The organism is Streptomyces sp. NPDC002643, from assembly GCF_053592555.1.
On the sequence record NZ_JBSFVY010000021.1, the window covers coordinates 148806 to 161263 of the forward strand.

General features: G+C 70.6%; 10 protein-coding genes. 3 read left to right on the forward strand and 7 right to left on the reverse strand.

The window, feature by feature from the left end; all coding sequences use genetic code 11:
- Positions 1 to 177: 177 nt before the first annotated feature.
- Complete coding sequence (locus ACWD4G_RS29325; RefSeq protein ID WP_451298602.1) at positions 178 to 1347, forward strand: steroid 3-ketoacyl-CoA thiolase; 1170 nt, start codon at positions 178 to 180, stop codon at positions 1345 to 1347.
- Between the two features lie 355 nt (positions 1348 to 1702).
- Positions 1703 to 6046, forward strand: a complete 4344-nt coding sequence (locus tag ACWD4G_RS29330; protein ID WP_451298604.1) for an nSTAND1 domain-containing NTPase — start codon at positions 1703 to 1705, stop codon at positions 6044 to 6046.
- Here ACWD4G_RS29330 and ACWD4G_RS29335 read toward each other — a convergent pair.
- Entirely contained in the window at positions 6029 to 6313 is a 285-nt protein-coding gene (locus ACWD4G_RS29335) for a DUF397 domain-containing protein (RefSeq protein ID WP_451298606.1), read from the reverse strand. The genes ACWD4G_RS29330 and ACWD4G_RS29335 overlap by 18 nt on opposite strands.
- The gene (locus tag ACWD4G_RS29340) at positions 6273 to 7130 is read right to left on the reverse strand and encodes a helix-turn-helix domain-containing protein (protein ID WP_451298608.1); all 858 of its coding nucleotides are present in this window, start codon (positions 7128 to 7130) and stop codon (positions 6273 to 6275) included. The genes ACWD4G_RS29335 and ACWD4G_RS29340 overlap by 41 nt, the downstream gene beginning before the upstream one ends.
- 229 nt (positions 7131 to 7359) lie before the next feature.
- Here ACWD4G_RS29340 and ACWD4G_RS29345 point away from each other — a divergent pair, with 229 nt between their 5' ends.
- Positions 7360 to 7692 (forward strand): ATP-binding protein, encoded by a 333-nt coding sequence (locus ACWD4G_RS29345; RefSeq protein ID WP_451298610.1) that lies wholly within the window; start codon positions 7360 to 7362, stop codon positions 7690 to 7692.
- A gap of 120 nt (positions 7693 to 7812) precedes the next feature.
- Here ACWD4G_RS29345 and ACWD4G_RS29350 read toward each other — a convergent pair whose 3' ends face one another.
- The 5 genes from ACWD4G_RS29350 to ACWD4G_RS29370 form a co-directional block, all read right to left on the reverse strand.
- On the reverse strand, positions 7813 to 8499 hold the full coding sequence (locus tag ACWD4G_RS29350) for a response regulator transcription factor (protein WP_451298612.1): 687 nt from the start codon (positions 8497 to 8499) through the stop codon (positions 7813 to 7815).
- Positions 8487 to 8882: a sensor histidine kinase gene (locus tag ACWD4G_RS29355; RefSeq protein ID WP_451298614.1), complete on the reverse strand. Its 396-nt coding sequence runs from the start codon at positions 8880 to 8882 to the stop codon at positions 8487 to 8489. Before ACWD4G_RS29355 ends, ACWD4G_RS29350 begins: the two co-directional genes overlap by 13 nt.
- Before the next feature lie 191 nt (positions 8883 to 9073).
- Positions 9074 to 10672: a sensor histidine kinase gene (locus tag ACWD4G_RS29360; protein ID WP_451298616.1), complete on the reverse strand. Its 1599-nt coding sequence runs from the start codon at positions 10670 to 10672 to the stop codon at positions 9074 to 9076.
- 277 nt (positions 10673 to 10949) lie between these two features.
- The gene (locus tag ACWD4G_RS29365; protein WP_451298618.1) at positions 10950 to 11675 is read right to left on the reverse strand and encodes a hypothetical protein; all 726 of its coding nucleotides are present in this window, start codon (positions 11673 to 11675) and stop codon (positions 10950 to 10952) included.
- A gap of 320 nt (positions 11676 to 11995) precedes the next feature.
- Complete coding sequence (locus ACWD4G_RS29370) at positions 11996 to 12406, reverse strand: aggregation-promoting factor C-terminal-like domain-containing protein (protein WP_451298620.1); 411 nt, start codon at positions 12404 to 12406, stop codon at positions 11996 to 11998.
- Positions 12407 to 12458 lie beyond the last annotated feature (52 nt).

Consider the following 12458-nt stretch of genomic DNA (forward strand, 5'->3'; position numbering starts at 1 on the left):
GTTCTAGAAGTAGCAAGGGGTAGGGCCTTCCCAATTGCCGCACGCCCCTTGCGGTGGCGGAGCCGCCGTCAGCACACTGCTGAACAGAACTAGAACGCGTACTAGTTATGTGCTCCGCAGTTCCGTAGTTCTGTGGTTCCGTAGTTCTGTGGTTCCGGAGGAGAGGACCCCGCACCCATGCCCGCCGAACCCGTGATCGTCGAAGCCGTACGCACGCCCATCGGCAAGCGCGGTGGCGCGCTCGCCCATCTCCACCCCGCCTACCTCCTGGGCGAGACCTACCGCGAACTCCTCGGCCGTACCGGTATCCCCGCCGACTGCGTCGAACAGATCGTCGGCGGTACGGTCACCCATGCCGGCGAACAGTCCATGAACCCCGCACGCACCGCCTGGCTCACCATGGGCCTGCCGTACGAGACGGCCGCGACGACCGTCGACTGCCAGTGCGGCTCCTCCCAGCAGGCCTCGCACATGGTGGCCAACATGGTCATGGCGGGGGTGATCGACGTGGGGATCAGCTGTGGCGTCGAGGCCATGTCACGCGTGCCGTTGGGGTCGGGGTCCAAGCACGGGCCCGGGAAGCCGTTCCCCGATGAGTGGAACGTGGATCTGCCCAATCAGTTCGAGGCGGCGGAACGGATCGCCCGTCACCGTGGGCTGACGCGCGAGGACGTCGACTCCCTCGGGGTCCTCTCGCAGGAGCGGGCGGCCACCGCCTGGGCCGAGGAGCGGTTCAAGAAGGAGACGTTCGCGGTCCAGGTGCCCACGACGGAGCAGGAGCAGGCGGCCGGACAGGGTATGTGGCGGCTCGTGGACCGGGACGAGGGGCTGCGCGACACGTCCATGGAGGGGCTGGCCCGGCTGAAGCCCATCATGCCCACCGCCGTGCACACCGCCGGCAACTCCTCGCAGATCAGCGACGGGGCGGCGGCGATCATGTGGGCGTCCAAGCGGATGGCGCGGGCGCTGAAGCTGCGGCCCCGGGCGCGGATCGTCGCCCAGGCGCTCGTCGGCGCCGACCCCCACTTCCACCTCGACGGGCCGATCGACGCCACCAAGGCCGTGCTCGGCAAGGCCGGGATGTCGCTCAAGGACATCGACCTGGTCGAGATCAACGAGGCGTTCGCGTCCGTGGTGCTCAGCTGGGCGCGGGTCTTCGAGCAGGGCTTGGAGAAAGTGAATGTGAACGGGGGTGGCATCGCGCTCGGGCATCCGGTCGGGGCGACCGGCGCGCGGCTGATCACCACCGCGCTGCATGAGCTGGAGCGCACGGACAAGGAGTTCGCGCTCATCACGATGTGCGCCGGGGGCGGGTTGGCGACGGGGACGATTCTTCAGCGCCTGTAGGCGCCGGTAAGCATCGGTGGGCGTGGGAGGCCCGCCGCTCGTACGTCCCCGCTGCGGACGCCGTACGAGGATGCCGTACAAGGACGAGGCCCTGCCGGTCGGTTGGCTCCGGCCGACAGGGCCCCTCCCCGCGAGCGACCCCCGTTGCCGCCCGATTCCCCCGTATCCCCCGTGATCCCCCTGTGCGAGCGATCCCCCGTGCCGCTCACATTCTTCATTTCACCGGGTCGCGCATTGTTTGGCAGGGGTGTTCCGGCGGCCAAACAATGGCCGGAGGCAATCTCTCCGCTTCGTCGGCCGTCGCGTAGGTTGGCCGTTCGACGTCGTACGGGGGTGCTGGGAAGGGAACGGAACCGTGGCGGGGCGTAGAGAGGTGCCGGTCGATCCTGGGGCCGGGCCGGTGCAGCGGTTCGCCTTCGAGTTGCGGAAGTTGCGGACGGAGGCGGGTGGGCTCACCTATCGGGTGATGGCCGAGCGGGCCGGTTACTCGATCACCACGCTGTCCCAGGCGGCGGGCGGGGAGCAGTTGCCCACGCTGCCGGTGACGCTCGCGTTCGCGGCGGCCTGCGGGGGCGACCCCGGGGAGTGGGAGGAGCGGTGGCGGCAGGCCGTCGAGGAAGTCGCCGCCCAAGAAGCCGGGGAGGACGAGGAGGGGGCCGAGCCGCCGTACCGGGGGCTGGCCCGGTTCGGGACCGGTGACAGCGGGCTGTTCTTCGGCCGGGAGCGGCTGACCCGGGAGCTGGTCGCGCTGATGGGCCGACGCCGGTTCGCGGCGGTGTTCGGACCGTCCGGGATCGGCAAGTCGTCGCTGCTGCGCGCCGGGTTGATCCCTGTGCTGCGGGAGGCGAAGGGGGAGGGGCCGAAGCTCTCCGGGATACGGATTCTCACGCCCGGCGATCAACTCTCCCGGACGTACGACATCGTCGAGGACGCCGTTGCCTCCAGCGGGGGCGGCGGTACGCGTGGGGTCGGCGACGGCCGTGGGGATGGCCACTCCCGTGGGGTCGGCGACGGCCGTAGGGGCGGTGACAGCCGTGGGGATGGCCAATCCCCTGAGGGCGGCGACTCCCGTGGGGATGGCCACTCCCGTGGGGTCGGCGACGGCCGTAGGGGCGGTGACAGCCGTGGGGATGGCCACTCCCGTGGGGACGGCGACTCCCGTGGGGATGGCCACTCCCGTGGGGTCGGCGACTCCCGTGGGGATGGCCACTCCCGTGGGGTCGGCGACGGCCGTAGGGGCGGTGACAGCCGTGGGGATGGCCAATCCCCTGAGGGCGGCGACGGCCGTGGGGACGGCGGCCCCCGTGGGGACGGCGACTCCCGTGGGGATGGCCAATCCGCTGAGGGCGGCGACTCCCGTGGGGGCGGCGACTCCCGTGGGGACGGTGGCCCCCGTGGGGACGGCGACTCCCGTGGGGATGGCCAATCCGCTGAGGGCGGCGACTCCCGTGGGGACGGTGGCCCCCGTAGGGACGGTGGCACCCGTGAGGTCGGTGACACCCTCGTCATCATCGACCAGTTCGAGGAGGTCTTCACCCTCTGCCATGACTCCGCCGAGCGGGCCCGGTTCATCGATCTGTTGTTGACCGCCCGGGAGCCGGGGAGCCGGTTGCGGGTGCTGATCGCCGTGCGGGCGGATTTCTACGGGCGTTGTGCCGAGCATCGGGAGCTGGCGGAGGCGTTGGGGGACGCCAATCTGCTGGCGGGGCCGATGAGTTCGGCGGAGTTGCGGGATGTCGTCGTCAAGCCGGCGGCCGGGGCCGGGCTGACCGTGGAGCGGGCGCTGACGACGCGGCTGGTGGAGGAGATCAGCGATGAGCCCGGCGGGTTGCCGTTGCTGTCGCATGTGTTGCTGGAGACCTGGCGGCGCAGACGGGGCAAGACGCTCACTCTGGCCGGGTACGAGGCCGCCGGTGGGCTCGAAGGGGCCATCGCGAAGACCGCCGAGGACATCCACAGCGGCTTCGACGAGGGCGAGGCGGCCATCGCCAGGCGGATGTTGCTGCGGCTGATCTCGCCCGGCGACGGCACCCCGGACACCCGGCGGCCCGCCACCCGGGCCGAGTTGGGGACGACCGGCACGGCCACGGGCACCGGCGGCCGGGCGGTCGCCCAGGTGCTGGAGGCGTTCACCCGGGGCCGGTTGCTCACACTCGACGACTCCGCCGTTCCCGACGACGCCGGCGTGGAGCTGGCCCATGAGGCGCTCATCACCGCGTGGCCCCGGTTGCGCGGCTGGATCGAGGAGGACCGGGACCGGCTGCGGGCGCATCGGCAGCTGACGGAGGCGGCCAGGGCCTGGGAGGAGCTGGGGCGGGACGCGGGGGCGCTGTACCGGGGGAGCCGGTTGGCCACGGCGCGCGAGTACTTCGGCGGTCAGGAGCACAGCGACGACCTCACCGCTCTGGAAGCCGCCTTCCTCGGCGCCAGTGTCGCCGCACTCGAACAGGAGGAGCGGGCCGCCGCCCGCACCACGCGTCGGCTGCGTGTCCTCGTCACCGCCCTCGCCGGTCTCCTCGCCCTCGCCCTGACCGCCACGGCCGTCGCCTACTCACAGCGCCAGGCCGCCGTCGACGCCCAACGCCAGGGCCTGTCACGCCAGTTGGCCGCCCAGTCCACCGCCCTGCTGGACAGCGACACCGACCTGGCCGCACTCCTCGCCATCAAGGCGTACCGCACGAGCCCGACCCGCGAGGCCACCCGGAGCCTGTACGCCGCCTCGGCCGTGCCGCTCGAACACCGGCTGACCGGCCACACCGGCACCGTGAGCACGCTCACCTACAGCCCCGATGGCGGGACGCTCGTCACCGGCAGCTTCGACGGCACGGCACGACTGTGGGACACGGCGACGGGACGTACCCGGAAGGTGCTCAGCGCAGGCGGTTCCGCTCTCGTACGCGGTGTGGCCTACAGCCCGGACGGCAGGAGTCTCATCACCAGCGGCAGCGAGGAGGCGCGGCTGCGGGACGCGACGACCGGGCGGGTGCGGGCCACGCTCACGGTCAAGGTGGGCGAGGAGAACAGCCTGGCCGGGGTCGGATTCTCCCATGACGGCCGGGCGTTGGCCGTACGGGAGACCGGGGAGGTGTACGACGTGGCCGACCGCCGGGTCGTCACGCGCCTCAAGGCCCCCACCGGCCTGGAGATGGCCGCCGCGTTCTCCCCGGACGGGCGCACCCTCGCCACCAGCACCCGGGACCATACGGCCCAGCTGTCGGACCTTGGCACCGGGCGGGTGCTGTTCACGCTCAAGAGCGGTACGGGGGTGGTGAGTTCGCTGGCGTTCAGCGATGACGGCAAGACCCTCGCCACCGGCACCGAGGACGGCACGGTCCACCTCTGGAACACCGCCGATGGCACCCTGCGGACCACCCTCACCAGTGCCAGCAGCCGCGTGGAGACCATGGACTTCGCCCCGGACGGCGACACGTTGGCCGCCGGCAGCTACGACGGCACGGTGCGGTTGTGGGACCTCGCCTCCGGGCGGACCACGACCACCCTCACCGGCCATCTCACCCCCGTGATGTCGGTGGCGTTCAGCCCGGACGGCAAGCGGGTGGCGGCGGGCAACGAGGCAAGCCAGTTCGCGGGCCGCGACCGGGTGAGCGTACGGGTGTGGAACGTGAGCGGGCATCGGCCCCGGACGACGGTGACCGTCCCCGGCGGCAGGCTCCGGTCGTTGGCGTACGGCCCCGAAGGCGACACGCTCGCCCTCGCCAGCGTCGACGACACGAGCATGGGCGCGAAATTCATGAACATCGAGGGCACGGTGCGGCTGTGGGACACGGCCACCCGCCGCACCGAGGCCACACTCGACGGCGAGTTGGCCATGGTCGAGTCCCTGCTCCACAGCCCCGATGGCAAGACCCTCATCCTCACCGACGACGCCAGGGTCGAGCTGTGGGACGTCACCGGCCGCCGACTGCGGAGCACGCTCCCGAGCGAGTTCGTCAACAACATGGCGTTGAGCCCTGACGGAAAGACCCTGGTGACGGTAGGCGACGGGCTGACCCTGTGGGATGTGGAGACCGGCCGCGCACGGGTCTCCTTCCCCCGCTACGACCAAGGCGGGCCGGTGGCCTTCAGCCCCACCGGTGACGTCTTCGCCCTCGGCGGAGGCGACGACGAGAAGATCCAGCTCCGCGACGCCGCCACCGGCCGGGTCCGTACGACCCTCACGGACCCCGCCGCGCGCCCCACCCCCACGCCCACCTCGGCCGACGACTTCGTCATGTACCGGCAGGTCGAGTCCCTGTCGTTCAGCCCGGACGGCCGTACGCTCGCCTCCGGCAGCTCCGATGGCACGGCCCGTCTGTGGAACACCGACACCGGGCGCCTCGACAACACCCTCACCGCCGGTACCTCGGAAGCGCCGGTCAAGGTGGTGTTCAGCCCGGACGGCCGCACACTGGCGACCGCCGCGATGAACAGCACGGTCCGTCTGTGGGACGTCGACACGGGGTTCGCCCGCGCGAGCCTCGCCGGTCACTCCGGCGGGCCCGACGCGATGGCCTTCAGCCCCGATGGCCACACCCTCGCCACGGGCGACTCCGAGGGCCGCCTACGCCTGTGGGACGCGTCGCTCCCCGGACCGGGGCAGGCGATCACCGGCATCTGCCGGGCGGTCCAGCGGGATTTGAGCGAGCAGGAGAGGGCGCTGTATCTGCCGGAGGGGGAGAGTTCAGGCGGAGCCTGCTGAGGCCGCCGTCCAACTGAGGAAGCTGTTGAACGCGGCGGGGGTGAGGGTGAGTTGTGGCCCCGCCGGGTTCTTTGAGTCGCGGATGGATATGGAGGGGGTGGGGGGTAGGGCGACTTCCACGCACTCGCCGCCTTCTTCGGTGGAGTAGCTGGACTTACGCCAGGCGAGGGGGCCGAGGGGGGCGCATTCGATGCACTCGCCGCCTTCGTCGCTGGAGAAGCTGGACCTACGCCACTGGGTCCATGCCGCGATCGCGTTGTTCTTCATAGCGTTCCTCCATCACCCGTCGGATCAGCTCCGCCGAGTCTTTCAGGGAGAGGGCGGCGGCTCGAAGATGATCGTAACGGAGCGCAGCGTTTTGAAAGAGGTCCGGGTCAGCACTCGAATACCCAGTCCCGATGCCCTCCCTATAGATGATGTCCGGGTCGTTCGCGCATCGGAAGAGTGTGTATGAGCCTGCTAGTCCCGCGTGCGCGCCGACGTCGAAGGGCAGGATCTGGATGTTGATCCGAGGGTTCGTCTCGAAGGCCAACAGTTTCTGAAGTTGGCCTCGCATGACGTCGGCGCCGCCCATCTTCTGGTACAGCACAGCCTCGCCGAGGATCACCCACAGAACCGGCGCCTGCTCCTTTTCGAGGATGCGCTGGCGTGCCAGCCGTACGGCGAGGCGGTTCTCCTTGCCGTTCGGGTCGAAGCCGCCCATCACGGCGTCGGCGTAGTCCTCGGACTGGAGCAGGCCGTGGACCACGGAGTTCTGGTAGGCGCAGATCTCGTACGCGCGTTCCTCGATCTCCGCCACCTCCCGGAACCAGGCCGGTAGTTGACTGCGGATCACCAGCGGATGGAGGCGCGTGAACATTCCATCGGTCCCCAGCGCCGCATCCGATCGCTCGCTGAAGCCCAGTGTCGGGACTTTCTTCGCCGTCTCGATCTGGCCAACCAGCGACGAGGTATAGCCGAGGACTTGCCCCAACTGCTTCTGCGTCAGGCACGCACCCTCGCGGCAGCGCCGCAACTCGTAGCCGTAGAAGTGGAGTGGCGAGGCGCTGGGGTCGAGGTCGTCAAGCTGGGTGGTGTTGGTCATGTGCGTGCAGCTCCCTACTTGAAGCCTAAAGCGAACCCTTTCACGGGTTGCGCCCAATCTGTCGCTCACAGTAGTGGCGTTGCGTCACGCTTGTGGTGTGAACGGCTACTTTCCTTCGCTGATTCTGGGGTGGATTCCCCCTCCCCAGCACCGGATGACCCTCACCGTTGGTGATCACTCGGCCCACCACATCCGCTTTATCTGTCGCTCTCTCCTCGATGAGTGGGACATGGCCGAACTGTCCGATGCCGTCGAACTCGGCATCACCGAGCTGCTCTCCAACGTCGTACGGCATGTACCGGACCGGCGGGCCACGGTGCTCGTGCGGAAGGTCGAGTCCGGGGTGCGCGTCGAGGTCGGGGACGGAGTGGTGCAACGGCCCGTCGTACGGCACGACTTGGCGCCCGACTCCGAACGCGGGCGCGGGCTCGTGCTGTTGGACGCCGTCGTCGACAAGTGGGGCGTGGGGCATCGGCTCGAAGGGGGCAAGACGGTGTGGTTCGAGTGCCGCAACGGCAGCGACGACGGCAGTGACAACGGCAGTGGAGAGGCGGGCGTGTGATGGGTGACCGCGAGTACCGGGGTCCGGTGGTCGTCGTCGGGCTGGACGCCTGGCGGCGGCCCGTGCTGTTCCAGGGCGACCGGTACGACTGGGAGGTGTTCGTGGCGACCGGGGGCCGGGTCACGCCGGTGACCGCGGGTCGGGGCCGGTGCTGCGGAGGTACGCCAGTACGGCCAGCACCCGCAGATTGACGTGGGCCCGCTCGTGGCTCTCGGGGTGGGGCAGGCCCAGTTTCTGGGAGATCGCGGTCACTCGTTTCTCCACCGTCTTCAGGCTGTAGCTGAGGCGGGAGGCGATGGACGTGTTGGAGTGGCCCTCGGCCATGAGGGCCAGTACCCGGCGTTCGACGGGGACCAGCGCGGCCAGCGGGTCGGTCGTACGGGGGCGGGTGAGGACCCGTTGGACGACCTCGGGGTCCACCACGACCTCCCCGGACGAGACCCGCTTGATCGCGTCGACGAGCCGGTCGGGGTCCCGGACCCGGTCCTTGATCAGATAACCGACGGCGTGGTCCGCCGCGTTGAGCAGCCGCATCGCGTACGACGTCTCCGCGTAGTGGGAGAGGACGAGCAGGCCGGTGGCGGGGTGGTCGGCCCGGATGCGCTCGGCGGCCTGAAGGCCCTCGTCGCGGTGGTCGGGCGGCATACGGATGTCCAGTATGGCGACATCGGGTGGGTCGGCGGCCACCGCCTGGAGCACCTCGGGGAGGGTGGCCGCCTGCGCGATCACCGTGAAACCCCGTCCCGTGAGCGTGTCGGCCAGCATGTGCCGCAGGAGGCCGGAGTCCTCGGCGATCACGATCCGCATGGCAGCTCCGCGAGGAGTTGGGTGCCGGTTCCTCGCGGGCTGTGCACGCGCAGCCGTCCGCCGAGGGCGCCGACGCGGTCTTCGAGGCCGCGCAGCCCGGTGCCACGGGTGGGGTCGGCGCCGCCGGTGCCGTCGTCGGTGACCCGGATGAGGAGGAGGGGCGGTCCGGCCGCCGATCGGTGGGGTGTGCCGGTGTTGTCCGGGGACTCGGCGGTGCCGGCCGTGTGGGGGGTCTCGGCGGGCCGTAACTCCACCCGCACCTGAACCCGGGTCGCCTCCGCGTGCTTGTACACGTTGCTCAAGGCCTCCGTGATGATGAAGTACGCGGTGCGTTCCAGGTGTTCGGAGAGCCGGTCGTCTGGGATGTCGGCCAGGATCGGCAACGGGGCGCGCTCGGCGAGGACTTCGACGGCGGCGGCTAGGGTCTGTCGTTTGGATCACGCCGGCTTCGGACTAGGGCGCCTTGATGCTGCCGGTGAGCGGGGTGTGGTGCGTGCAGCTGCAAGGCGGAGGAGGGCGTCAACGCGGAGCGTTGGCAACCGACGACAACGCCGCTGGGGGTCCCCCCACGCCCTTAAGGCAGTGGGGGAGTGCGTGCCACGCCCCGCGGCCCAGGCGTGATCCAAACGACAGGCCCTGGGCCCTGCTCGGCGAGCGCGGGAGGGTGGATGCCCTCGGCGAGGGCGCGCAGCTCGCGCAGTACCTCGGTGAGGTGGGCGGAGGCGGCGGCGAGGTCATCGCCGTAGGGGCCGCCGTGAGGACCGCCGGTGGTGCCGCCGTCACCGCCGTGGACATGGGCGGCGGCTCGGTCCACCAGCATCGAGATGACCAGCAGCTTGTGCTGGACCCCGTCGTGCAGGTCCCGCTGGATACGGCGGCGTTCGGCGTCGGCGGCCAGGACGAGCCGGGCGCGTGAGGCCCGTACCTCTTCTAGCTGGGCGCGCTGGGCCGCCAGCAGCCGGGCGTTGTCGAGGGCGAGCCCGGCCGCCGCCAACACCGTGTCGACCAGCGGGCGTTGCTCGCTCAGCGCCGGGTCGTGCACGACGAGGGCGAGCGGTTCGCCGCGTCGGACGACCGGGGTGACATGGCTGTCGGCGGTGTCCTCGGGCGGGTGCCCGGCGATGAGCCCGTCCGCCCTTACGTACCGGGGGCGGTCGCTGCCGGCGTCCATCACCTCCGCCTCCGGGAACCACAGCTCCAGCCCCGGATCGCCCAGCGCCTCGGCGATGGCCTCCCGCACATGCTCCGGCTCGGCGGACTCCTCCAGCCGTACGACGAGATCGGCGACCCGGACCCGGGACATCCGCACCCGTACCAGGCCCGCCGCCAGCGCGACCGGCGTGACGATCAGGCCGTGCGCGTACCCGAGCAGCGCGAACCGCTGGATGTCCGGCGCCGCGCGCAGCGCCGCCGCGCCCGCCCCCAGCACCACCACGAGCCCCAGCCCCAGCATCGTCGTCCACACCGGCGCGTACGCCCGGCGCACCGGCCGCCCGGCCGTGGCCCAGCGGCGTACGACGAGGGCGGCGGTCAGCACGGTCAGCAGGGCGACCGTCGCGCTGCCGATCGGCGACCAGATCGTGTACGGCGCTTCCGGGTCGCCCCACTGCTGGGGCTGCGGCGGGTACTCGGCGACGTACCGGACGATCTGCGTACCGACCGACGCCGCGTACAGCAGGGCGACGACGATCCGCTCGTGGCGGTGGTGGAGACGGCCGGAGGGCAGGGCCAGGACCAGGTGGCCGATGGCGGCGTAGGTGAGGTGGTAGGCGCAGAAGCCGATCGCGAACAGGGTTTCGCTGTCGCTGAGTTGGAGGTCACCGATGTACCAGGTGAACCCGACGAGCATCATCAGCGGCCCGGTGCCGTTCGCCGGGCGGCGCAGCCGCAGGGCCGCGCCGCAGAGGATGAACGAGACACCGGCCAACTGCACGGGAATCCACAGCCAGTGGGGGTACGGGGCGGTGTACCAGGTGCCGTGGAGCGCGGTGAGGGCGAGCAGGACACCGGCCGCGCCGAGCGCGCGCGGCGTACGGGTCTCGGTGCCGGAGGCGGGCGGGGTGGCGCGTGCGCCGGGTGTGTGCCGGGTGGTGCGAGTGCCGGGCGTGGGCCGGGTGGCGCGAGCGCCGGACGGCCATAGGGAGAAGGGCACGCGCGTCTGGCCTGCTCGCATGCAGCCATTGTGGATGCCGGGGGCCCGCTTTGTACCGGGAAGAGAGGGAAAACCCGCCGCCGGTTGGAGGGTTGCCCCCGCAGAGCCGCCGGCCGCCCGCTGCGAACCTGAAGACGCACCACCTCGGGGGAGAACGGGGGTACGGGGGAGTACGGGGGAAGGGAGAAGGCGGCGGGCCCGGGGGGACGGGACCGCCGCCTTCAGCTATGGGCGCCTTGGGCGATGGGTGCCTTCGGCTGGGGGTGCCTTCGGCCTTGGTGGGCCGGGGCGGGGAGCGTCAGCGCTTGCCGTTGACGAAGCCGTGGCTCCAGGCGTGGTCGCCGAGGCCGATGGCGACCTGGACCTTGTTCACGGCCTTGGTGCCGGCGCTCTTGACCTTGGGCGTGGCCGTCCAGTTGGTCACACCGTCGAGCATGTTGGCCTCGGGCTCGATCTTGCTCTTCGCGGCCTTGAAGGCGAACGCGGCGTTGTGGTTGACGCCCTTGTTGCTGACCTTCTGGCCCTTGCCGTTGATGATGTGGTCCTTGCCGGTCTGGTACGTCAGCTGGGTCGTCACGCTGGTGACCTGGATGCCGAAGATGCGCTCGCTCGCGGTGACGGTCAGGTTGAGCGTGGTGGTGCCGTTCGAGGCCTTGCGGGCGGTGGAGGCCACGGTGCTGACGAAGGCGACCTCCTTCTTCTTGTCGAAGTAGACCGTCTTCGTACCGCCCTTGGCGGCCGAACCGCTGTGGTCGGCCTTGAACGCCTTGATGACGGCGGCGTTCTGCAGGTAGTTCACGAACGTCTGCTGCTTGGCCTTGGACAGCTTGCCGAACTTCGCGAGCGTGGCGGCGCCGCCCGGGGCCTTCTTCAGCCAGGCCTTGTACGCGGACACGGTCAGCTTCGAGGGCGCGGCGGCGGCCTTGGCGGTGGCCTGATCGGCGGCGAAGGCCTGACCGGCGCCGCCGACCATGGCGACGGAAGCGGCGGTGGCGATGGCGACGGCGGTGATGCGGTTGTGCACGTGTTGTCCCTTTGTCGGGCTGCGGTCCCTGCGGCGGAACCCGCGGTGGTGTTTGCTGCCGCGACGAAATTACGGGCGTGCGCTGTGGGGCGAAATTGTCTCTTGGGGCACTGTCCAGGAGGGCAGTACGAAGGCGGCGGCCCGGGGCGGGACGAAGGCGGCGGCCCTGGCATGGCGATGGTGGCGGCCCCGGGCATGGCGAAGGCGGCGGCCCTGGCATGGCGATGGTGGCGGCCCCGGGCATGGCGAAGGCGGCGGCCCGGGAATCCGGGGCCGCCGCCTTCAGCTGCTCAACCGCTGCTCGACCGCTGCGGGGCCGATCAGTACCAGTTGTGGGACTGCCAGAAGTTCCAGGCGCCACAGGGGCTGCCGTAGCGGTCCTTCATGTAGTCCAGGCCCCACTTGATCTGGGTCTTGGGGTTGGTCTTCCAGTCGGAGCCGGCGGAGGCCATCTTGGAGCCGGGGAGCGCCTGGACCAGGCCGTAGGCGCCGGAGGAGGAGTTGGTCGCCTTGAAGTTCCAGTCGCTCTCGTGGTCGACGATCTTGGCGAAGCAGCTGTACTGGGCCGAGTTCCCGATCATCTTCTTCGCGGTCGCCTGAGCCTGGGAGGCCTCCGACGCGGCCTGGGCGGGCGCGGCGACGAGGAGCGTACCGGCGGTGGCGGCGCTGAGGACGACACCGGCGAGGGCCTTCTTCGGAGTGGCGATGCGGCGGAGAACGGTGAAGGACACGGGGAACCTTTTCTTCGGGGACATGGCTGTCGCGGGCATGCCTTCACCACGT

What these genes read in the sequence shown, in the direction of transcription:
- ACWD4G_RS29360 (WP_451298616.1), bottom strand. Translation starts at nt 10,672, where the DNA reads ATGCGAGCAGGCCAGACGCGCGTGCCCTTCTCCCTATGGCCGTCCGGC.
- ACWD4G_RS29345 (WP_451298610.1), top strand. Translation starts at nt 7,360, where the DNA reads ATGGCCGAACTGTCCGATGCCGTCGAACTCGGCATCACCGAGCTGCTC.
- ACWD4G_RS29325 (WP_451298602.1), top strand. Translation starts at nt 178, where the DNA reads ATGCCCGCCGAACCCGTGATCGTCGAAGCCGTACGCACGCCCATCGGC.
- ACWD4G_RS29335 (WP_451298606.1), bottom strand. Translation starts at nt 6,313, where the DNA reads ATGAAGAACAACGCGATCGCGGCATGGACCCAGTGGCGTAGGTCCAGC.
- ACWD4G_RS29350 (WP_451298612.1), bottom strand. Translation starts at nt 8,499, where the DNA reads ATGCGGATCGTGATCGCCGAGGACTCCGGCCTCCTGCGGCACATGCTG.
- ACWD4G_RS29340 (WP_451298608.1), bottom strand. Translation starts at nt 7,130, where the DNA reads ATGACCAACACCACCCAGCTTGACGACCTCGACCCCAGCGCCTCGCCA.